The sequence below is a fragment of the Salinicola socius genome (assembly GCF_001937195.1).
In the GTDB taxonomy this organism is placed as follows: Bacteria; Pseudomonadota; Gammaproteobacteria; order Pseudomonadales; family Halomonadaceae; genus Salinicola; species Salinicola socius.
Genome location: NZ_MSDO01000020.1, coordinates 119426 through 141589, shown reverse-complemented (window position 1 = coordinate 141589; position 22164 = coordinate 119426). Strand labels below are relative to the sequence as shown.

Here is a 22164-nt window from a genome sequence, read left to right as displayed (position 1 = left end):
GAAACGCTCGGCTGACGCGCGTTCTTGAAAAGCCATCTTCGGGTGGCTTTTTGGGTTTTCAGGCCTGGCTTGGGGGCAAACGCCAACCTGGAAACTGTCGGGCGGGTTCAGGCGCGCGAAGAATATTCCAAAGTGATTATTCAGCGAGCTTATCTTGAGCCGCAACATAAGTGCTAGAGAAACCATCTTGCTGGTTATTGGGCGTTACGCGATGCTGCTAGGCGCTTTTTCACCTCCCAGGCCGTTTTTCGGGTCTCCCGAATCTGGCGCGTTCTAGCCGCTGATATCCACCATGATTTTAATAACAGTCAAGCGCCATTGTGCTTGAGGGATTCCATTCATGAAACCGCTTTTTAAAGTCTGTGCCGTTGCCAAGGATGAGGGCCCTTACCTGGCGGAGTGGGTCTTTCACCATCTCCATTTTGGTTTCGATCTGATTCATGTCTACATCAATCGCACCTCGGACGCCTCGTCAGCCGTACTGGAGCGAATCAATCGTTCTCACCCCCAGGTGACGTTCGAATTCATCGATTGGGTCGATCTTTGCGATCCCGCCGTCAGCGCCAAATTACAGACCATCGCCTACGCCAGGGAGCTCGACCGCTCTCGCCAGCAGCACGTGGATTGGCTGCTGTTTCTGGATATCGATGAATTCTGGACGCCCAATGATTTTTCCACCACCGTTGACCGCTTCGTGGCGACAACGTGTCGTGACCGGAAGCCGGCCCCTATCTGCCACTTGTGGCATTGCGAACTGGGGCAGCACGCGCCGTTTACGCCCCTGCAGCGGGGCGCGGGCTACGAAATGTCTTCGCATTTAAAGACGCTGATTCCGCTCGAGGGCGTCGAGATAAAGCACGTGCGGGTTCATCATCCGATTTTCGGAAAATCGGTGGTGCCAATGGGTGCGGATGGCACGCCGATGGTTTTCAACGAGAAGCAGCCGGAGCTGGCGGATAGCACCGCCATTCGCCCCATGAGTGCTTACGTCATTCATCGAATGTATCGTTCCGAGCAGGAATACATGGCGATGATGCTGCGCGGCCGTCCCTCCCAGAGAAAGCAGTTGAAGTTGAATCGGCCGGGCTATCGATCGCACCGGAACGTCTCCGTGCGCCACCGTTTCTTCTGGCCTGAAGAGCCATTCCGGGACTACGATCTGGCACGCCGTCGCTTCCTGGAAGCGAACGATATCGACAGCATTATCAGCCAGGACCGGCGCGCGATTCTCAAGAGGGCGGGTCTCGCTGTCTCGATGATCAAGGAGCTGCTCGAAACGCCGGATCGCGACCGTGCCATCGCGTTTCTGAGAGGCACGCGCCATGCCGTGGTGGCAAGCGGCGAGGCACCGGCCCCAGCACCGGTGGCGATTCCGCCCGTCGCTTCCGAAGGGCAACTCCCGACCCAGTCAGCTCAAACCGAACCCGTTCAACCCGAAACGGTTCAATCCGAACTGGCTCAACCGGAACCGGTTGAGATAGAGGCCATGCGGCCCGAGCCGGCCCAGCCAGAAGCGTCCCAACCAGACTCGGCACTGTCAGAGCCGGCCCAGCCGGAGCCGATTCAGGCCGAGCGCGATGCCGAGAGGTTACCCCCCGTCGAAACGAGGAGACGGCGTTCCTGGTTTGCAGCGCTGGTAGGGAGGTCTTAAATGAGCGGATATCAAGAAGAACGATTGCAGGACAAGCGGTAGCTGGCGCGTCGACTTTTCAGGCGCGACTTCAGCAACAAAGCGGCCTTGTCATCCAGTCGGATGACAAGGCCGTTTTCGTTCTGGCTCTGCCGGCCGCTTGGCGCCAGCGGGTGCGTGCCTTCCACTCCGTTTTCAGTGTATCGAGAGTCTGGTCGATCTGTTCGCAGTTGAGGAAGAAGCGCAGGTGAGCGCTCTTCGATTCCGGAGCGCTGAAAGCCGGTGGCCCCGAGTTCATTCCCTGACGGGAGAGCGGTTGCCGTGAATGCCCTTTCATTACGTGTTGATCCCTGACCGCCTTTCGGAATCATATAAGCTGCTTTTTTTGTTAAAAGCATCTTATATGATGCATTTATTGTGAAGAGTGGGAGCACGCATGCAACGAAAACCTGTGCTGGACCAGATCCTTCAAAGACGGCGCCAGCTTCAGTTGACCCAGCAGGACATGCAGTCGCGTATTGGCATGACGCGTCAGCAGTACCAGCGCCTGGAGCGCGAAGGCAACCCACGGTTGGACACGCTCTCGCTGGTCGTGGAAGGGCTCAATGCCGAACTGATGTTGATCCCCCGGGAAAAGCGCCTGGCCGTGCAGCATCTATTGAGCCAGGCCGACCGTGAGGCTAGCCCGCCGGCGGATGAGAATCCTTGGCACGGATTGCTGGACGAAGAATCATGATGACGTCCGAATCGGTTTCGGTGCTGCGGCTCGAAAGGCGTATGGAAGGGTAAACAGGGTTGCAACGCTCACGGTCGTAAAGAAATATCGGTGCCTGCCGTCATCGACAGTCAGATTTGGCCAGTTTATAGTAGTGATAGGTATTACCTCTGACTATGGAGGCCACTATGGCGAAGCCGACGTCCATCAAGCTCGACGACGATCTGAGAGATCGAATCCAGCATTTAGCTAACGCTCGCAGGCGCTCGGCACATTGGCTAATGCGCGAGGCCATCGAACAATATGTGGGCCGCGAAGAAAAGCAGGAAGCGTTCAGACGGGATACGCTCAAGGCTTGGGAACATTACCAGGCCACCGGTATGCATGTGACCGCTGACGAAGTAGAAGAGTGGTTGACCAGTTGGGGCACGGATAACGAGGTGCCAGGCCCAACATGGCACGAGTAATTTTTGCCTCCGCAGCGATTCGGGATCTGGAGCGATTGCGTGATTTTCTGCGACCGAAGAACCCGGCAGCGGCTGAAAGGGCTGCGAAAGCCATCATCCAAAGCGTTCAGGCACTCGGGGAGTTGCCCCATATCGGGCGCCTTGTCGAGGATCTGCCAGCAGACTATCGGGACTGGATGATCGATCATGGCGATAGCGGCTATGTCGCCCGCTACCGTATCGATGGTGATGTTGTCGTGGTGCTAGCCATTCGACACCAGAAGGAAGCTGGCTTCTAGATATTGCGAGTCTGGTGCGTGCCGTCTGTCGGAAAGGCGATAGTCAACACAGGTTCCTCTGCGACCTTCATTGTTAGGCAGCAAAACGGCCTTGTCACCCGTCAAGTCGTCAGGTGACAAGGCCGTGTCTTATCACCCTCGAGAAGGGGGGACGCTAGCCGGTCCGCGCCTTCCACTCCGTTTCCAGTGTATCGAGGGTCTGGTCGATCTGCTCGCGGGTATGGTCGCAGTTGAGGAAGAAGCGCAGGCGTGCGCTTTTCTCGGGTACGGCCGGGTGCAGGATCGGCTGGACGTTGATGTCGTGCTTGAACAGGGCATCGGAGAGCCCGGCGGCCAGCACGGAGCTGCCGACGATGACCGGCACCACCGCAACGCCAATGCTTTCGCCGATATCGAACCCTTTGAGCCTGGCCTGCTGCAGGAAGAAGCGGGAGATGTCGTGCAGGCGCTCGAGGCGCTCGGGTTCATCCTTCATGACCTGAAGCGCGGCCAGCGACGGCCCGGCGACCTGGGCGGGCATCCCGACGCTGTACAGGAACCCCGGCGCGAAGTAGCGCAACATCTGCACCAGCTCCCGACAGCCGGCGATATAGCCGCCGCAGCCGGAAAGCGTCTTGGATAGCGTGCCCATCCAGATATCGACGTCCGTCGCCGGCACGTCACAGTATTCCCGCAGGCCCAGCCCCCGATCGCCCATCACGGCGAAGGAGTGGGCTTCGTCCACCATCAGCCACACCTGATGGCGCTTCTTGATCTCGACGAAGCGCTTCAGGTCCGGGGCATCCCCGTCCATGCTGTAGAGTCCTTCGATCACCACCACCACGCGCTCGAACTGACGACGATGCCGTGTCAGCAATGTTTCGAGCGCCGCCGGGTCGTTGTGCGCGAAGCTCATGCGGCGGGCGCCGGAGAGCTGGGCGCCGACCACGGTGCTGTTGTGGATGTACTCGTCGTGAAGGAGCAGATCCTTGGGGCCGAGCAGGTAACCCAGCGTCGAGACGTTGGTGGCGTGGCCGCTGACGAAGACCACCGCCTCTTCGACCTCGTAGGTCTCGGCGATCGCCCGTTCCAGCTCGTGGTGGATCGGGCGTTCCCCGGAGACCGGGCGACTGGCCGATACCGAGCTGCCGTAGCGTTCCAGCGCATCGACGCCGGCCTGGATCACCTGGGGATGATGCGCCAACCCCAGGTAGTTGTAGCTGGCGAAATTGATGCACTCGCGGCCGCCGATCACCGTGGTGGCGCCGGCGGTGCTCTCGTGGACCTTGAAGAACGGGTCGGGAATGCCGAGACGCTTGCCGCCTTCGCGCATCATCTTGAGCTGTTGATAGCCGGGATGACGGTCGAAGCGGGTGAAGCGCTCGTCGACACTGGTAGCGGCCGGTCTGGGGGCCGTGTCGCCCTCCGGGCGCTGCTGGCGGCGCTGGCGCGCTTCCTGCAGCAGGCGTTGTTTCAGCACATCGCGGGACTGGCTCATGACTTGGCCTCCCCGGCGTCGTGCGATCCGTCACCGTTCTGCAGTTCGTTGCCGTTTTGAAGCGCCTCGACACCGTGCTGGGCGGCCAGCCCGCTGAGTGCGTCTTCGTCGCTGTCGGACGCCGTTTCGCCGCCACGCAGCTTGAGCATCAGGTAGTCGCACAGCTTGGCCAGCGTGCCGGCTTCGCTGAGCACCATCACCGGCACCTGAATGCCTAGCCGGGCTTCCAGCGCGGTCACCAGCTCGACGCCCATCAGCGAGTCGAAGCCCATGTCGTAGACGGATTTGTGGATATCGATCTTCTCCTCGTCGATCAGCAGGATCTTGGCGAGCTCCTTGCTGAGGACTTCGATCAGGGTGGTATAGAGCGCTTCCGGCGCCAGACTTGCGAGCAGCTGCTGCAGGTCGTCGTCGCCTTCCTGGCTGCCGTCGTCCTCGGCGGTGCGCGCGATCTCCCGATAGCGCGGCGCTTCCGCCGTGGGCAGGAAGCGCGCCAGCGCCCGCCAGTCGAGTTCGAGTACGCCGAGCGAGGCGACATCCGCCACCAGCATGCGTTCGAGCACGGCGAGCGCGTCGGTGGAGGTCAACGCCTGGCCGCCGAGACGCTCCTGCAGGCTGTCGCGGGTCTGGGTGTTGCGGGCCAGGAAGCCCACATCCTCGATCGCGCCCCAGCGGACCACCGTCCCCGGGCGCCCGTTGGCGCGACGGTTGGCGGTGAACGCTTCCAGCCAATGGTTGGCGGCCACGTAGCTCGCCTGGCCGGGGTTGCCGAACAGGGTGGTGGCCGAGGAGTAGACCACGAAGAACTCGAGCGCGTCGTCGGCCGTGAGCGAATCCAGATGTCGCGCGCCTTCGAGCTTCGGCGCCATGGCCTGGCGGATGCGCGATTCATCGAGATTGCGGATCAGGCCATCGTCGATGACCGTGGCGGCGTGGACGATGCCGCGAATCGGGCCGAGCGTCTGGCGTGCGTCATCGAGCACGCGCCCCAGCGCCTTGGCGTCGGTCACGTCACAGGCACGCGCCGCCACCGTCACCCCGAGCGCCTCCAGCCGTTCGATACCGGCCTCGGCTTCCTCGGTGGTCGCGCCCCGGCGGCTCAGCAACAGCAGCTGGCGCGCGCCCTTGGCGGCCAGCCATTCGGCGGTGGCCAGGCCGAAGCCGCCGAGTCCGCCGGTGACCACGTAGGTGCCTGCGGCGTCCAGCGTCAGCGGAATGTCCCTGGCCGGCGCGGGCGCCATCTTCGGCGGGCGTTCGTAGGTGACGACGACCTTGCCGATCTGGCGCGCCTGCTGCATGTAGCGGAAAGCCTCGACCACGCGATCGCTGCCGAAGGCGATGTACGGCAGCGGCGCCAGCGTGCCATCGGCGAACAGCGCCATCATTTCGCTGAACAGCTCGCCGGTGAGCTCGGGCAGCTCGCTCATCAACTGGTCGGAGTCGACGCCGAAGTAGCTGAGGTTGTTGCGGAACGGGCGCAGGCCGACCTTGGTGTTTTCATAGAAGTCGCGCTTGCCGAGTTCGATGAAACGACCGAAGGGCTTCAGCACCCGCAGGTTCTGGTTGATGGCTTCGCCGGCCAGTGAGTTCAGCACCACGTCGACGCCATCGGTGCCGGTGCCGCGGCCGTTGCTGCCGTCTTCCCGCGCCTGACGTTCCATCGCGTTGTCGTGGAGAATCTCTTCGGCGAAGGTCAGGCTGCGTGAGTCGTAGATGCGCTCGACGCCCATCAGGCGCAGGAAGTCCTGCTTTTCCGGCGAGCCGACGGTGGCGACGATTTCGGCGCCCAGCCAGCGGCCGACCTGGATCGCGGCGAGGCCGACACCGCCGGCGGCACCGTGGATCAGCAGCCGTTCGCCGGGCTGCAGGCGCGCCAGGTGCTTGAGCGAGTAGTAGACGGTGAAGAAGGTCGTCGGGATCGTGGCGGCGGCCGCATAGCCGATCTCGGCGGGGATCGGCGCTACCGCGTTGACGTCGGCGATCAGCCGGTCGCTGAAGCTGGCGGGGCCGAAGCCGACCACCGCATCACCGGGGCGCAGCGAGCCGTTCGGATCGCCCACGCTGATGACTTCACCGGCGAACTCCAGACCCAGCGTGGGGCCGGCGAAGCCGTTCTCGATCGCTTCGTCCGACAGCAGACCGAGCGCGTACATGACGTCGCGGAAGTTGAGCCCGGTCGCCTTGACCGCGATCTCGACCTGACCGGCCTGAGGTGCGGGCAGATCATGCGGCTGCCAGCGCAGATGACGCAGCTGACCCGGCAGCTCGAAGCCCAGGCTGACGGCGCGATCGCTGGCGGCTTCTTCCTCGCTGACCTGCGTACCCGGCGCGGGCGCCAATCCCAGCCGGGGCACCCAGCGCTGGCCGTCGGCATCCAGCACGACCTCGGTTTCCGCATCCGGCACGCTGAGCTCGAACAGCAGCGCGTCCAGCAGCTCGCTCGACAGCGACTCGCGGCTCGACAGCGGCAGGTCCAGCAGCCGAACCTGCCGGCTACCGGCTTCGTTCTGTAGCGAACGGCCGAAGCCCCAAAGCGCTGCGTCTTCGGGCAGCTTGGAATGCTCGGGCAGTGAAAACGATTTGACTGCGGCCTCGGGCAGGGTAGAAAAATGCGCCCCCACGCCCAGCGTGAGCCACCACAGCGCCGCAGGGCACTCCAGCGACTCCAGCGTCTGCAGCCACTGGGCAGCGATTACGCAGCGGTCCTCGGCGGTGCTGGCCAAGCCGCGCAGATCGACGATCTGGCTCGGGTCGAAGGATTCCAGTGCCAGCGGAAGCAGATCCTGGGGCGCCAATTCGCTGCCGGCCAGATGATGCACGTTCTGTCCCAGCGTCTCGAAGCGCGCGATCAGTTTCGAGGCCAGCCATTGAGCGTTGTCGTCGCTGATGATCAGCCACTGTTCGGCCGGATGGGCCGCATCGCCACGCACGGTCTCGGATTCGGTTTCCGTCGAGGGTGCCGTCAACGGCGCCTGGGCGGTCAGCAGTTGCAGTCCGCCTTGCTCGCTTTCCAGCGTATGGCGTTCGAGCTGGCGATAACCCAGGCCTTCCAGCTGCTGGCGGGTCGTCTCGAGGTCGGCGGAACGTGAATCCGGTTCCATCGCCAGGGAAAGAAACGACTGCCAGTCGGTGTCGCCCAGCGCCAGGAACGCGATCTGGGCATCGTCCGCCAACTGTGTGGGCAGCCAACGCAGCAGCGTATCGATCTCGCCCTGGGTGCCATCCAGCGTCACCAGCGCGACGTTGGCACCGATCGCAGGGATGGCGGCGTCGGTCGTCAGCAGGTCGACCCTGGCGTCATGCTCGGCAAGCGATTCCGCTTCGTTCAGCGCGCTATCTCTCAGCGCGGCGAAGCGATACTGGGCGCGATCTCCGCTCAGCCCGCCCATCAGCCGTTCGCCGAGCTGCGGGCGCAGCGCCGAGGCTTCGAGCATGACCAGCCGCTGATGCGGCGGCAACAGCTCGAGCGTCATGGCGTATTGCGCCAGCCAGGTATCGGCCAGCGCATGCCAGCCGCGCTCGCCGACGGCAGCCTGCACCAGCCGCGTCAGACGCGTGGCATCCAGGCCCAGCGTGGCGACGTCGAGCCGATCTTCGAGCCAGTCCGTCAGGTGCAGGCCGAAACGACCGATGCTGTGGGTCAGTGCGGCATAGTCCGGATAGTCCCGAATCAGCAGATTCCATACCATGGCCGCATCGATATCCGGCGTTTCCTGCAGCTGCCATCCGGCCGGCGTTTCCGCGACGATACCGGTGGCCAGCGCCAGTTCGATCAGTGCCTGACGACGCTGGCGGGTTTCGATCGCTCCGGCGTCGAATTGGCCGGCGAGCAGTTGCCCGTCGCTGTCCGCATAGCCGCGCAGGGCTTCATCCAGAAACGCGGAGACCAGCGTCTCCAGCAGCGGTTCGACCTCTTCGCCGTAGCGACTGTCGGTCACGCTGCGGTAGTTGTCGACCAGTTGTGCCAGTGCCAGTTCGGCGGTGGCGTCGTCCAGCGGCAGGGCAGCGGCTTCACGCGGTGCCGGCACCAGGCGATGATCGAGATAGCTCAAGCGATGAGTCACGGCGTGACGCAGGCGGGCGGCCTTGAACCGGGCACCCTCGACCACCGCCACGGCGTTGCCGTTGGCATCGAACAGCGCCACGTCGGCACACAGCGAGTGCGGTGCGCGACTGGTCAGGCGGACTTCCATCCACGCCGGCGGCGCGGCGTCGACCTGGAGCTGGATCCGTTCCAGGCGCACGGGCACGAAGGCCAGTCCGCCCGCCTTGGCGAGCTCATCGGCCAGCAGCGGAATGAACAGCTGGAAGGCGCTGTCGAGAATGCCGGGTGCCAGCAGGCAGTCGCGCTGGTCCTCGGCAATCGCGGCGGGCAGCTCGATGCGACCCATGGCGCGGTCATCCTCGACCCAAACGTCGCTGATCGCCTGGAAACCGGGGCCGTACTCCAGCCCGACATGAGCGGCCATCGCCAGATGTTGTTCGCGGGTGTAATCCGCCGGGCGGTTCGGCAGCGGCGTGCCGCGACGTGTCAGCAGCAGGCCTCGCGTCTGCGCCGCGATGCGGGCACGGGCGTTGAGCGTCCAGGCGTCGTCGCTGGCCGGCTCGCGAGTCTTGATGGTCAGGGAGCCGTCGGCATCCTGGATTTCCAGCTGCAGCTTCTTGCCGTGGGCGGCATCCAGCAGCAGCGGGCTGAGAATCTCCAGCGCTTCGATATCCAGCACCGGCGATGCCTTGGCGGCCGCGGCGGCGGCGAGCGCCAGTTCCGCGAAACCGGCACCGGGGAACACGGTGGCGTCACCGACGCGATGGTCGGCGAGCCAGGGCAGGCGGCGAGTATCCAGCTGGCTTTCCCACGCCATGCCCTGACGCGCCAGGCGGTAGCCCAGCAGCGGATGTTCGTAGTGGCGCCCCATCAGCCCCTGGGAGTCGCCGGTGGTCTTGACCCAGTAGCGCTCGCGCTGCCAGGGATAGTGCGGCAGCTCGACGAAGCGGCCGGCCACCGGGAACCACGCCTCGGGGGAGACGGCACCGCTGACCAGCAACGCTGCCACGCTCGCTTCCATGGCGGCAGCGCCATCATGATCGCGGCTCAGCGTGCCGATGGCGCTGCCACTGACCGACTGCGCCGAGAGGGCGTCGGTGAGGTAGCGGCGCAGGATCGGCTGCGCGCCGATCTCGACGAACGTGCGCGCACCCGATTCGATCAACGAGTCGACTGCCGGCCCGAACTGCACCGGCTCGCGGATGTTGAGCCACCAGTATTCGGCGCCCAGCTCGCTGCCTGCCAGTGGCTTGCCGGCCACGGTCGAGAGGAACGGGATCCGGGCGTCGCGGGGTGACAGATGCGCCAGCGCGGCGATGACGTCCTCGCGGATGGGATCCATCGCGGCGCTGTGGAAGGCGTAATCCAGCGTCAGGCGTTTGGCGAAGATCCGCTCCGCGGACAACGCTGTTTCCAGACGTTCGAGCGCCTCCGCCGGGCCTGCCAGGGTCACGCCCTTGGGGCCGTTGATGCCGGCGATCACGACCGCCGAGTGAGCGGGGTCCTCCAGCCAGCGCTGCATGGCTTCTGCACCGAGGCCGACAGCGGTCATTTCGCCGCTGCCGCGGGTACGACCCTGACAGGCGCTGCGGTGATAGATGACGCTGACCGCATCGGCCAGGCTTAGCGCGCCGCAGGCCCAGGCCGCGGCGACCTCGCCGACGCTATGGCCGGTAACGGCGGCGGGGCGCACGCCTTCGGCCTCGAGCAGCCGGGTCACGCCGACCTGCAGCGCGAACAGCGCAGGCTGGGCGATTTCGGTGCGGGCCAGACGATCGTCATCGTTGCTGCGCTGTCTATTGGCGCCATGCTGGTCGTCGGTGCGCTGATTGGTGCCATCGAGCTCGGCGCGCAGGGAGAAGTCAGCGTGATGCGCGAACAGCGCATCGACTTCATCCACGGCCGCGGCGAAGACCGGGGATTCGTTCAGCAGCGTGCGGCCCATCGAGGCCCACTGGCAGCCGTTGCCGTCATAGACGAACACCGGGCCGTAGCCTGCGTCGACGCGCTCGCCGACGGCGGCACCGGGGACGCTCTCGGCAGCGGCCAGCGCGTCCAGCCGGGTGATCGCATCGGCGGCATTGTCGCTGAGCAGCACCGCGGCGTGGGGATGGCTTTCGCGACGGAAAGCGAGGCTGTAAGCGGTGTCGTAAAGTGACACCTTGCCGGCGGTCAGATTGTCGCTCAGGCGTGCGGCGAACTCGCGCAGCGCTTCCGGGCTGCGGGCGCTGAGACACAGCGGCAGCCGGCGTACGGGCGTATCGATAGCCTCGGAGACCGGCGTTTCGAGCGGAGACTGCAGGATCACGTGCGCGTTGGCGCCGCCGAAACCGAACGAGTTGATGCCGACGGTCAACTGGCCTTCGGCTTTCAGCTTGCGTGGCTTGTCGACGATGTCGAGATTCCAGCCCTTCACGTCGATCCGCGGATTGACCTTGCGAATGCCGATGGTGGCGGGCACTTCGCGTTCACGCAGCGCGTAGAGCGCCTTGGCCAGCCCTGCCACGCCGGAGGCGGTTTCCAGGTGGCCGAGATTGCTCTTGACCGAGCCGATCGGCAGTGGCGTCTTGCGCTTCTGGCCGATCGCCGCGCCGATGGCGCGGGTTTCCAGCGGGTCGCCGACAGCGGTACCGGTGCCGTGCGCTTCCAGATAGTCGATATCGTCCGGTGCCAGGCCGGCGCGCGCCAGGGTCTGGCTCATCAGCGCGACCTGGGCGTCGGGATTGGGAACCGTCAGGCCTTTCTTGTAACCGTCGGTATTGACGCCACTGCCGGCAACGATGGCCAGAATCCGGTCGCCATCGGCAACGGCCTTGTCGTAATCCTTGAGCAGGAAAATACCGCCGCCCTCGGAGCGGACGTAGCCATCTCCGGACTCATCGAAGACCTGGCAGCGTCCGGTGGGCGAAAGCATGCTCGCCTTGGAGAAGATGATGAAGCCGAACGGGTGCAGGTGCAGGCTGATGCCACCGGCCAGCGCCATTTCCGTTTCGCCACAGCGGATCGACTGGCACGCCTGGTGAAAGGCGACCAGCGACGAGGAGCAGGCGGTATCCATCGACATGCTCGGACCGTGCAGGTCGAACACGTAGGAGATCCGGTTCGAGGCGATGCTCGAGGTGTTGCCGGTCGCCGTCGAAGGTTCGATCGCCGACATGTCGTCGGCCATGCGATACGAGTAGTCGAGACTGGCGATACCCAGGAACACGCCGCACTGGCTTCCGCGCAGTGTCTGCGGCGGAATACCGGCGTCCTCCATGGCTTCCCAGGTCATCTCCAGCAGGATTCGCTGCTGCGGATCCATCTGGGCGGCCTCGCGCGGCGAGATGCCGAAGAAGCCGGCGTCGAAGCCGGAGATGTCGCCGAGACTGCCGGCGGCAAAAGTGTAGCTCGTGCCAGGGTGCTGCTTGTCAGGATGGCGATAGGCTTCCAGGCCCCAACGGTCGTCTGCGACCGAGGTGACGAGGTCTTCGCCGGTCTTGAGCGCTTGCCAGAAACGTTGTGATGTCGGGGCGCTCGGGAACCGGTGAGCCGCGCCGATGATGGCAACGCGTTTGGTCATTGGGACTCCTTGCTTCGTAGCGCGGGCTACGCCTTTCTCAATTCGCACCAAGCTTGCCAGCGTGGTCGATAATTCTTTCGTAGATCGTTGTTCCCAGCTTATCGGCTGGAAGCGTCATCCGCACGTTATCGCCCGAATGAGGCCTGGTCTGCCAGATGAAATAGTTCGTGAAACCATCCGGCTCGCCGTGGCGTGCGTAGACTTTCGGCATGATCGGCACATGGTCCCCGTAGAAACCCAGAATGCCGGGCCGGTCATTGTTATCAAGAGAGTCCCTGAGTCGCTCCAGCATACTATCGGTATTGCGCAGATGCCTCAGATAAACCGTCAGCTCTTCGCAATCATCGGTAACGCCGCCTTCGATCCACCGCTCTGCCACGGCCGGATCGGCAGTCTCCAGATGAAGCGGGCCGTGATTCTCCATGCTGATCACGAAAATGAACAGCGGTTTTTCATCGGCCGCCGCCAGCTGTTTCTGAACCCGATCCGCCAGCGCGAGATCGCCGGTGTACTGGCCGTCGCGCTCGCTGAGTTCGAAGTCGGCGATATCCAGGAATGTGTCGAAGCCCAGATTGGGATAGACCTTGTCGCGCAGATAGAAGCTGGCGGGGTACGGATGAATGCAGACGGTCCGATAACCCAGTCGTTTGAGCGCGCCTGCCAGGTTGTTGACCGCCAGCTTCGACAGCTGGTGGTAGGGGTTGAAGCGATGCACGCCGAGCCGCGACGGCGTGAAGCCGGTCAATACCGCACACTCGGTGCGCACGGTATTGGCGCCCCAGGCGGGAACGTCGAAACGTCCGCTCTGCAGCGCTTCTGCCATCAGCGCGTCGTATTGGCCGAGCAGCTCACGCCGTATGGCGGGATGCCAGTCGCGCGGATCGAAGAAGGATTCGCTCTGGACCAGCACCACGTTGGGCAGCGTGGCGGGATCCACGCTGTCCCTATCCAGATCCACCGGCAGGGCGAAGGCGTTGTCGTTGTCCTGACGGTCGATCGGGTCACGAGTCAGGCGACCATAGGCCCAGAGGTAGGGATAGAGGCCGAGCCTGACCAGGTCGTCGTTGGGTTCGAGCGTACAACCGGTCAACCGGGGCAGTTGCCAGATCAGCACGGCGATACTGGCCGCCACCAGCACCAGGGTGCCCAGCAGCGACCAGGGCGCGTCGGCGTGACCGAAGAGCGAGGGTTCGAGCCAGAAGCCGATACCGATCGCGATGGCGCCGGCCAGGCTGGCGGCGATGGTCAGACCGATACCGAAAAAAGGGATGTAGAGGCGGGGGTGGCGAACCGCATCGACGAAGTACTCGAAGTCCTGGCACAGGAAGGGTTCCCGCAGCGAGCTCGACTTGGTGTTGTTGACCTGGATCACCACCATCTGCAGCGAAGCGGCGATCACCAGCGCAAACCAGGGGCGCTGTACGATCAACAGCCACAAGGCGAAGTGCAGCACGGTGGTGGCCAGGTGAACGGCAACTGCTGCCGGCGCGCGCTGCCACAGCGGCTGGGGGCGCGGCTTGAGCAGCAGTTCGAACAGGCTGGTGACGACCAGCGTGGCCACCGTGGCCCAGAACCCGTTCCAGAATCCATCCATCATCGATGCGCTCCGTCGCCTTGGTCGTGGTCGTAGCCGAACAGCGTCAGCAGGCGCTGCGAGATCGCCGCCGGCAGCACGGCCAGCCACCAGCAGCCGAAATTGAGCGGGAACGGGAAGCTGATCCGGGCGCGATTCCTTTCGACGCCCTTGGCGATGAACCTGGCAGCGCGCTCGGGTTGCCACAGGAACGGCTTTGGCCCAGGCATCTCGTGGCACATCTTCGAGCTGACATAGCCCGGCATGACCACGCTGACCCCGACGCCGTGCGGCGCCAGCCAGCCGCGAAGCGCTTCGCCGTAGGCCTTTACGCCGGCCTTGCTGGCGCTGTAGCTGGGCGTCACCGGCAGGCCGTGATACGCCGCGAGCGAACTCATCAGCACCAGTTGACCATGACCGGCGGCGCGCATGCGCTTGCCGAGGAAGTTGCCCATCGCCATCGGTACCCGCAGGTTGATCTCGAGCAGGCGGCTGGCCGCTTCCCACGCTTCGCCCCGGCCGTCTTCGCCGATGTCGATGTTGATGCCGGCGTTGACGATCACGATATCAGGCACGGCAGGCGTACACAGCGATTCCAGCCACGTCAATAGCGCGCTGTCATCGTCGAGCCGAGTCTGGCCCAGCTCGACGTGACTGAGCTCGACCTCGGCTCCCGCGGTGCGGCAGGAGGCGGCGAGCGCATCGAGCACGTCGCGCTGACGACCATGCAGGACCAACTGATTGCCGGGCCTGGCGTAGACGGCGGCCAGTGCCTGGCCGATGGCTCCGGTGGCCCCGGTAATGACGATTCGGGTCATGACGCGATCTCATCCATGAGTTGTTTTAGCGGGGAGCGCTCCCGTTGCAGCGCCTGGAGAGCGTTTTCCGAGGCTAGATCGATCCCGGGGCGACAGTAGAATCCGCCATTGATCTGGACTGTCTGCGCGACGGTGCGGCGATAGGCCCGAAACAGTTCCGCGTCCGGGGCGGAAGTATTGTGCCAGAAATCATCCAGCGTGCCCTGATGGGTCAGTCCCGCCATATCGTAGATCGGAGAAGCCAGGGTATGGGTCGGGCAGCCGAAGCCCAGCGATACGTTGCCGGCGGTACTGTTGACCGTGACCAGCCCGCTGGCCTGCTTGAGCAGGGGTTCGAGGTTGCCGCCCTCGAGATAGACCAGGCGGTCGCCCAGGTCATATTCGTGGGTCAACACCTTGATCAGTCGCGCGTACTGGGCCAGGCCCATGTCGAGCGGGTGATTCTTGATCACCAGAAACGCATCGCGCGGCGCATGGTAGGCGAACGAGGCGGCCACCTTGCCGATCACTTCCTGCATGCTCTTGTAGTCGGAATGATAGCGGATCTGAGCGTCGCTCTTCAGCTGCAGCGGCAACAGATAGAACGGCCGCCGGGACGCGTGTAGCGCCTGCAGTCGATCGGCATCACGGCGTTTCCAGTGCGGCTCGCGGGCTTTGCGCAACAGGAAGCCTGCGTACTCCGCCGGTGCCGTGACCAGGGCGTGATTGCGATAGTGGGGATAGAGAAACGGGTTGGCGACCCCGGCCAGGTGATAGAGCACGTCGTGGCGCGCACGCGTGTGAAACTGGTTGGGAAACGCCAGCGGCCGACCGGCGCTGGGCAGGCGCTTGCCCGCTTCGCGATACCACTCCGGATCGCGCGGCAACAGCGAATGGGCATTGACCCCCTCGCGCTCCAGCGTCACCCAGAAAGGGCGAAAATAGCCCTCCTCGAAGACGTGGTTGCGAATGCCACGGCGACGGGCGGCGAGAATGGCCCGCCGATGCACCGGGCGACGATCGCCGAACACCACCTGATCGGTGATCTCGTGGCGATCCCAGATGTCGCAGAGATACTCGGGAATGTCCTTGGCCTGACCGCGGTAGGCGTAGGTGTTCCCCTGACGCCAGTAGACGCTGTCACCGACGGTGAAGTTGATCTTGGTCACCGAGTGACCCGCCGCCAGCAACCGTTCGCCCAGCCGGTCGAAAAAAGGTGAGCAGACACCTTGTAGCAACAGAAAGTGTTTGCGCGTCGTGCTCAAATCATTGCCTTCTGGAAAACAGGTTGCGGTATAGCCGGTAGAAGCGAACGCGCAGGGGCAGGCCGGTGCGCTGGTCGCGCTGCTGCTGCATCAACTCGACGGCAGTATCGGCGTTGCAGAACTCGCCGCTGACAGGATCGACATAGGTCGGATACATCAACAGCGCGCCGGCGATCAGCGCATCCAGTGTCAATCTTCGCTGGCGGCGCGGGGAGGATAACCGATCGTGGGTCAACCCCCAACCGGCGTAGAACGGCAGACCGTAGGTATGCACTTCCACATCGCGCATCAGACCCTCGAACCCCGTCAATGAGCACATGGTGTGAATCTCGTCGGCGAGTTCGATCAGATCGATGATGTCGCAGTCGACCAGCTCCAGGTCGTAGAGCTGGCGGGCGGTCCTGTCGAGCAGACCCACCCGCGCCCCCGAGACCACGTCCGGGTGCGGCTTGTAGATGACGAACGCCTCGGGGCGATTCTGTCGGACCGCCTCGAGCAGCGCCTGGTTGGTCTTGATCTCGGGCGAACCATGGGCGATCGACGCGTCGCTCTCGACCTGGCCGGGCACCAGCACGATCGGGCGCGAACCGATCGCATCCGATGGCAGCGCGGGTAGTGTCTTGCCCCGCACGTTGTACTTCGACAGCTTCAGTTCAGTCAGACGCTGACGCAGACGATGGGCGCGAGTCAGCAGCGCCGGCTCGAAATCCGTCTCCGCCAGCAGGCGTTCGAGGTCGCTTTCGTTGCCGGCGTCGTAGTAGAGCCCGCGCGAGTCGAAGGCCAACGACAGTGGCCGGGTCAGATCGACGCCGAGCCCGACCGAGCGCACGAAACCATCCTCCATCCGCCACAGCTTGAGTCCGTGCCGGCGGCACAGCGCCTTGATCTCGTCGGTGGCTTTCTGACCCCACACCACCAGGCTGTCGCGGCCCTCCAGTTCGCGGGGCTGCGGATGGTCGCCCTGGATGAAGCGGACGTTCGAGGCGGGTCCCAGGAAGTCGCTGATGAAGGCCCGTTTCCAGCTGGAAAATCCCACGGCCAGCCAACGGCCTGCCAGCCGATCCCGCTGGCGTTTCTGATCGGCGATCAGATCGATCGTCGCCTCGAGCGTCGAGGCCTGCCCGGTGTAGGGGTTGGCATAACGACAGTAGCGCAGATAGGCCGCGGCGAAGAGCTCCGACAGCGTGCGGGAACGCTGACGGCGTTCGCAGCGCAGCGCATCCCGGGTCAGTCCCCAGCCGGCGTAGAACGGCATGCCGAAGCAGTGAACCGGCTTTTCGGCCATCAGCGCTTCGAATCCCAGTTGACTGGTCACGACGTAGACCGCGTCGACGGCGTCGATCAGCGCCCACGGATTGAGGTCGTCACCGATCAGACGGCAGCGGGGGTCGGACGAGGCCTGGGTCAGATACCCCTGCTTGCGCCCGGCGATGACGTCCGGATGGGTCTTGATCAGGATCTCGGCGTCAGGATGGTCGGCGAGCGCGCTCTTTAGCATGCGCTGGAACGAGCTGGCATCGGCCATGCCGTGAGTGATGGAGGCATCGTCGCGGGTCTGGTCGATGACCAGCACGCGCGGGCGCTCGGCCGCGGGTAGCGGAAGGTCCGGGGCATGGTTGTACTTCGATAGCCGCAGTCGACGCAGGCGCTGCATGGCGTGGTCGGCGCGCGCGAGCTCGTCGGCCTCGAAATCGGCGTCGGCGAGCAGCCGTTCCAGGTCGGACGGCCGGGTCGCGTCGTAGTAGATGCCGGTGTAGTCCACGACCAGGCTGTGGGGTTGGGAGTAATTGACGCCCAGCCCCAGCGAACGCAGAAAGCCGTCCTCGATGGCGACATAGGGCAGGCCGCGGCGCTCGGCCAGGCGTCTGGCCGGCGTCGAGGTGGGCTTCAGGCCCCAGCCGAGAATCGCATCGACGGGCTGATGGCTACCTGGCTTCAGGCGGACCTGTCGCGAGTACTCCGGTAGCAGGCAGCGAATGATGTTCCAGCGCGCCAGGCCTTTGGAGAGATAGCCGGCCACGCGAGCGGAGGACGGTCGCAAAACTGTCGAATCGTTAGGCATGGGTCACTAAAGCGGGTGCGGTCCGTCGTCAATGAGCGCGTCAAGTCGCAGCACGTAGAACTCGAGCACGTAAAAAAGCCGTCATTGCGCCGGGGCACCCAAGCCTGCGTGTCTGAGCGCAGGAACTTCTTGGGTGAGACCGGCGCGAGAGGCCGTCAGACGCACATTGTAACGCAAAGTCGGGATTCGACGCGCGGTTGCGATGTGTCGAATTGCTAAGCCCCCGGAATTTTCGTAATCGTTAATGCGTTAACGAAAGCGGTAAATGTAAGCAAACTTTTCTGCGGAAAAACCGATGGCATCAGTATGAAGAAACTCAGCCTTGGAGGTCTGTCTTCGAGGTATTTAATTCGTGGGTTTGAAATGAGTTGTGGGGAAAATATCGCTGTTGCGTGGCTGGATGATTTACGACCGGGGCACATTGAATCATAAATTGCATCTTGTTTTTGGCGTCATTTGAACCGCTTATAATTTAAAAAAGGTATCAATATCAATATCTTGAATGGTTAATTACGGACTCGCTTTTTTGCATTAGGCGAGTCTGTGTACTGTTTTTTACATTGCGCGTCGAAATCCGGTTTTGGGTTTTACATGAGCTTACTTGAAGGCGTTTTAGTGTTTGACTCTGACGGGATAATTGATCGAAATAGGGCCTCGAAAACAACAAATGGCAGCGATCTCCGAGCCTTGTCGAGTCGGTCTCGACCGTTGGCAACTTTCGTTTCGTTACTCTCGATCGGATGCATGGAAACATGATGCGCGAACTCACAGTCAGGGCTAACACTCACCTTCGCCAGCTCGAAGCCGAGTCGATTCAGATCATCCGAGAGGTGGCTGCGGAGTTTCGCAATCCGGTAATGCTGTATTCGATCGGCAAGGACTCCTCGGTGATGCTGCATCTGGCGCGCAAGGCGTTCTATCCGGGCACGCCGCCGTTTCCGTTACTGCACGTCAATACCACCTGGAAGTTCCGCGAGATGATCGCGTTCCGCGATCGCATCGCGTCCCAGGTCGGCATGGAGCTGATCGAACACGTCAATGACGAGGGGCGGGACGCCCGCATCAATCCGTTCGATCACGGCAGCGCCAAGTACACCGACGTCATGAAGACACAGGCGCTCAAGCAGGCGCTGGAAAAACATGGCTTCGATGCGGCCTTCGGAGGCGCACGCCGGGACGAGGAAGCCTCTCGCGCCAAGGAGCGCGTCTACTCCTTCCGTGACAGGCATCACCGCTGGGATCCCAAACAGCAGCGACCCGAGCTATGGCGTCTCTACAACGGCAAGGTCAATCAGGGCGAATCGATTCGTGTCTTTCCGCTCTCCAACTGGACCGAACTGGATATCTGGCAGTACATCCATCTCGAGTCGATCGCCATCGTGCCGCTCTACTACGCGGCCCCGCGGCCGGTAGTGGCCCGTGATGGCATGCTGCTGATGGTCGATGATGCGCGGTTCCCGCTCGCCGCCGGGGAAGTGCCGCAGGAGCGCTGGATTCGGTTCCGCACGCTGGGCTGCTATCCGCTGACCGGTGCCATCGAGTCTCGCGCGACCACCTTGCCCGCCATCATCCAGGAGATGCTGCTCACTCGTACCAGCGAGCGCTTCGGTCGTGCCATCGATCATGACGGTGTCGGCTCGATGGAGAAGAAAAAGCGGGAGGGTTATTTCTGATGACCCATCAATCCGCGCTGATCGCCGACAACATAGAGCGATATCTCAAGGAGCACGAGAGCAAGGGGCTTTTGCGTTTCATCACCTGCGGCAGCGTCGACGACGGCAAGTCCACGCTGATCGGCCGGCTGCTGCATGACGCCAAGCTGATTTTCGACGATCAACTCGCCGCGGTGACGCGTGACTCCAGATCGCGGGGCAGTCTGGGCGGGCAGGTCGATCTGGCACTGCTGGTGGACGGCCTGCAGTCGGAAAGGGAGCAGGGCATCACCATCGATGTCGCCTATCGGTTTTTCTCCACCGACAAGCGCAAATTCATCATCGCCGACACCCCGGGACACGAGCAGTACACCCGCAACATGGCCACCGGCGCGTCCACGGCCAGCCTGGCGATAATCCTGATCGATGCGCGTTACGGGGTGCAATTGCAGACTCGGCGCCACAGCTTCATCTGCGATCTGCTCGGCATTCGCCACTTCGTGATCGCGATCAACAAGATGGACCTCGTCAATCACTCCGAGGCCAGGTTCCAGGAGATCGTCGCCGATTACACCGACTTTGCCGGCAAGCTGAGCGTCACGGACATTCGTTTCCTGCCCATCTCGGCGTTGAACGGGGACAACGTCGTCAATCCCAGTGACGCCATGCCCTGGTTCAGCGGCGCGCCGCTGCTCGCTCAGCTGGAGCAGATCGAGATTCTGTCGGCGCAGAGCCTGCATGAGCTGCGCTTTCCGGTGCAGTACGTCAACCGGCCCAATCACAATTTTCGCGGCTACTGCGGCACGCTGGCGGCAGGGGCGGTCGAGGTCGGGACCGAGATTCGGGTCGAGCCTTCCGGCAAGCGCTCGACCGTGGCACGCATCGTCACCAACGACGGCGATCTGAGCGTGGCGTATCCGGGGCAATCGGTGACGCTCACGCTGCACGACGAGATCGATATCTCCCGCGGTGACACCCTCGTCGCGGCCAACAGCGAGGTCGAGCCCTGCACCGCGTTTACCGCCGACGTCGTGTGGATGCACGAGACGCCGCTGATGGTGGGCCATGAGTACGAATTCAAGGCTGCCACGCGTGTCGTCTCGGGACGCGTCGTGCGCATCGTCTATCAGGTCGATGTCAACACCATGGCGCGAAGTGCCACCGATACGCTGGCGCTCAATGGCATCGCCCGCTGTCAGATCGAGGTCACCCAGCCGCTGGTGCTGGACAGTTACCAGCGTTCCCCCGACACCGGCAATTTCATCTTCATCGACAAGCTCAACAACCTGACGGTGGGCGCCGGCATGGTGGTGGATGCGCTGAGCGCCGGCCATGTCGTGTGGCACGACATGATGGTCACCAAGCGTCGCCGCGCCGAACGCAATCGCCAGAAGCCGAGCATCATCTGGTTCACGGGGCTCTCCGGCGCGGGCAAGTCCACCGTGGCCGATGCACTGGAAAGACAGCTCTTCGGCATGGGCTACAACACCTACCTGCTGGATGGCGACAACGTTCGCCATGGCCTGTGCCGAGATCTCGGCTTCAGCAACGAGGGTCGTCACGAAAACATCCGCCGGATCGGCGAGGTCGCCAAGCTGATGGTCGATGCCGGCATGGTCGTCCTGGTCTCGTTCATCTCACCGTTTCGCGACGATCGCCGCATGATCCGCAGCCTGGTGGACAGCGGGGAGTTCATCGAAGTCTTCGTCAATACCCCGCTCGCGGTCTGCGAACAACGGGATCCCAAAGGCCTTTATCGCAAGGCCCGCCGTGGCGAGATCACGCAGTTTACCGGGATCAGTTCCCCTTATGAGGCGCCGGAATCACCGGAAGTCGAAATCGATACCTCCGCTCATGACCTCGAGGAAACCGTGGGCCGACTCATCGCGGCGCTACGTCGGTATCAGATCATATAACGACGATATCAACCCGGTTATCGAGCCGTAAATGACGATAGCGGGCAGGCAGGAAAAAGAAGTCATCTACAGCGTCATGGAAGTCATTTACAGCGTCATAACAGCCAGGTTCCCGGCGATAACGCGCGGGAAATCGAGGGGGAGGTGATCATCATGAAAAAAGAAATCTGCAAGTTCAGAGGGGGCAGTCGCGCTTCGCGATGGCTGGCGGTAGCGCTGATGCTGACCGCTGCATCGGGCTGCGCGACCTCGTCTCAACAGCGTCTCGATACCGCCGTGGCTCCGATGAACGAGGCCACACCGGTGAACGGGCCACTGTCCACTTTTCTCGACAGCGCTGCGACAGGCAGCGTTGCCACGCTCGCTACCTCGCCTTGGGGAGCCAACGTCTCGGTTCATGCGCGGGAGCGCTACTTCTCGGCCAGCGGACGACGTTGCGTTCGGCTGGATGTGACGCGTAACGCCGCGCCGGCCGGTCTGCCGGTGGGGGAAGTCACTTGTCTGGTACCGGGGAAAGGCTGGTATGCACAGCGTCTGGTGACGGAAATCATTCGCTAGTGAGCCTCCGAAAAACATTCGGATGCTCTCTCGGCGAAGCCGTCGAAATCCGTCGTTCCTGATGCCGGAACGACCTGGTTGCCACCGAATTGAAAAGTGCCTCAAACGGCATTTAACCGGATCTCCTATTCACGGGATTCGGTACTCGATGGCCTGAAACAACGTGA

Annotated in this window: 13 protein-coding genes; 7 read left to right on the top strand and 6 right to left on the bottom strand. The window is 63.2% G+C overall.

Translation table 11 applies throughout. The features are described 5' to 3' along the window. Positions 1–340 precede the first annotated feature (340 nt). The 4 genes from BTW07_RS13720 (at position 341) to BTW07_RS13705 (ending at position 3090) form a co-directional block, all read left to right on the top strand. Entirely contained in the window at positions 341–1651 is a 1311-nt protein-coding gene (locus tag BTW07_RS13720; RefSeq protein ID WP_075570739.1) for a glycosyltransferase family 2 protein, read from the top strand. 415 nt (positions 1652–2066) lie between these two features. Then, a complete protein-coding gene (locus BTW07_RS13715; RefSeq protein ID WP_075570738.1) occupies positions 2067–2366 on the top strand; it encodes a helix-turn-helix domain-containing protein in 300 nt (99 codons plus the stop codon). 167 nt (positions 2367–2533) lie between these two features. Further along, positions 2534–2812 (top strand): CopG family ribbon-helix-helix protein, encoded by a 279-nt coding sequence (locus BTW07_RS13710; protein WP_075570737.1) that lies wholly within the window; start codon positions 2534–2536, stop codon positions 2810–2812. Beyond that, positions 2800–3090, top strand: a complete 291-nt coding sequence (locus BTW07_RS13705) for a type II toxin-antitoxin system RelE/ParE family toxin (protein ID WP_075570736.1) — start codon at positions 2800–2802, stop codon at positions 3088–3090. The genes BTW07_RS13710 and BTW07_RS13705 overlap by 13 nt, the downstream gene beginning before the upstream one ends. A gap of 154 nt (positions 3091–3244) precedes the next feature. Here the strand turns inward: BTW07_RS13705 and BTW07_RS13700 are convergent, their stop codons facing one another. Genes BTW07_RS13700 through BTW07_RS13675 form a run of 6 tightly spaced genes read right to left on the bottom strand, consistent with a single transcriptional unit; the run spans position 3245 to position 17850 of the window. Further along, complete coding sequence (locus tag BTW07_RS13700; RefSeq protein ID WP_075570735.1) at positions 3245–4567, bottom strand: aminotransferase class I/II-fold pyridoxal phosphate-dependent enzyme; 1323 nt, start codon at positions 4565–4567, stop codon at positions 3245–3247. Next, a complete protein-coding gene (locus BTW07_RS13695) occupies positions 4564–12174 on the bottom strand; it encodes a type I polyketide synthase (protein WP_075570734.1) in 7611 nt (2536 codons plus the stop codon). The genes BTW07_RS13700 and BTW07_RS13695 overlap by 4 nt, the downstream gene beginning before the upstream one ends. Before the next feature lie 37 nt (positions 12175–12211). Beyond that, on the bottom strand, positions 12212–13771 hold the full coding sequence (locus tag BTW07_RS13690; RefSeq protein WP_110661522.1) for an LTA synthase family protein: 1560 nt from the start codon (positions 13769–13771) through the stop codon (positions 12212–12214). After that, a complete protein-coding gene (locus BTW07_RS13685; RefSeq protein ID WP_075570733.1) occupies positions 13768–14565 on the bottom strand; it encodes an SDR family NAD(P)-dependent oxidoreductase in 798 nt (265 codons plus the stop codon). Before BTW07_RS13685 ends, BTW07_RS13690 begins: the two co-directional genes overlap by 4 nt. Beyond that, positions 14562–15809, bottom strand: coding sequence for a capsule biosynthesis protein (locus BTW07_RS13680; protein ID WP_075570732.1), 1248 nt, complete (start codon positions 15807–15809; stop codon positions 14562–14564). The genes BTW07_RS13685 and BTW07_RS13680 overlap by 4 nt, the downstream gene beginning before the upstream one ends. Position 15810: 1 nt before the next feature. Then, positions 15811–17850 carry a capsular polysaccharide biosynthesis protein gene (locus BTW07_RS13675; RefSeq protein ID WP_244158368.1) on the bottom strand — a complete coding sequence of 680 codons (2040 nt, stop codon included), beginning with the start codon at positions 17848–17850 and terminating at the stop codon, positions 15811–15813. 776 nt (positions 17851–18626) lie between these two features. Here BTW07_RS13675 and cysD point away from each other — a divergent pair. The 3 genes from cysD (at position 18627) to BTW07_RS13660 (ending at position 21997) form a co-directional block, all read left to right on the top strand. Further along, entirely contained in the window at positions 18627–19544 is a 918-nt protein-coding gene (cysD, locus tag BTW07_RS13670; RefSeq protein WP_075570730.1) for a sulfate adenylyltransferase subunit CysD, read from the top strand. Then, the gene (gene cysN, locus BTW07_RS13665) at positions 19544–21439 is read left to right on the top strand and encodes a sulfate adenylyltransferase subunit CysN (RefSeq protein ID WP_075570729.1); all 1896 of its coding nucleotides are present in this window, start codon (positions 19544–19546) and stop codon (positions 21437–21439) included. Before cysD ends, cysN begins: the two co-directional genes overlap by 1 nt. A 153-nt stretch (positions 21440–21592) precedes the next feature. Next, positions 21593–21997, top strand: coding sequence for a DVU3141 family protein (locus tag BTW07_RS13660; protein WP_144076908.1), 405 nt, complete (start codon positions 21593–21595; stop codon positions 21995–21997). Positions 21998–22164 lie beyond the last annotated feature (167 nt).

Excerpts from the sequence above, each read along its gene's own strand:
- BTW07_RS13695 (WP_075570734.1), bottom strand. The coding sequence starts at position 12,174 with ATGACCAAACGCGTTGCCATCATCGGCGCGGCTCACCGGTTCCCGAGC.
- cysN (WP_075570729.1), top strand. The coding sequence starts at position 19,544 with ATGACCCATCAATCCGCGCTGATCGCCGACAACATAGAGCGATATCTC.
- BTW07_RS13715 (WP_075570738.1), top strand. The coding sequence starts at position 2,067 with ATGCAACGAAAACCTGTGCTGGACCAGATCCTTCAAAGACGGCGCCAG.
- BTW07_RS13685 (WP_075570733.1), bottom strand. The coding sequence starts at position 14,565 with ATGACCCGAATCGTCATTACCGGGGCCACCGGAGCCATCGGCCAGGCA.
- BTW07_RS13700 (WP_075570735.1), bottom strand. The coding sequence starts at position 4,567 with ATGAGCCAGTCCCGCGATGTGCTGAAACAACGCCTGCTGCAGGAAGCG.
- BTW07_RS13690 (WP_110661522.1), bottom strand. The coding sequence starts at position 13,771 with ATGATGGATGGATTCTGGAACGGGTTCTGGGCCACGGTGGCCACGCTG.
- BTW07_RS13705 (WP_075570736.1), top strand. The coding sequence starts at position 2,800 with ATGGCACGAGTAATTTTTGCCTCCGCAGCGATTCGGGATCTGGAGCGA.
- BTW07_RS13710 (WP_075570737.1), top strand. The coding sequence starts at position 2,534 with ATGGCGAAGCCGACGTCCATCAAGCTCGACGACGATCTGAGAGATCGA.
- cysD (WP_075570730.1), top strand. The coding sequence starts at position 18,627 with ATGCGCGAACTCACAGTCAGGGCTAACACTCACCTTCGCCAGCTCGAA.
- BTW07_RS13660 (WP_144076908.1), top strand. The coding sequence starts at position 21,593 with ATGAAAAAAGAAATCTGCAAGTTCAGAGGGGGCAGTCGCGCTTCGCGA.
- BTW07_RS13720 (WP_075570739.1), top strand. The coding sequence starts at position 341 with ATGAAACCGCTTTTTAAAGTCTGTGCCGTTGCCAAGGATGAGGGCCCT.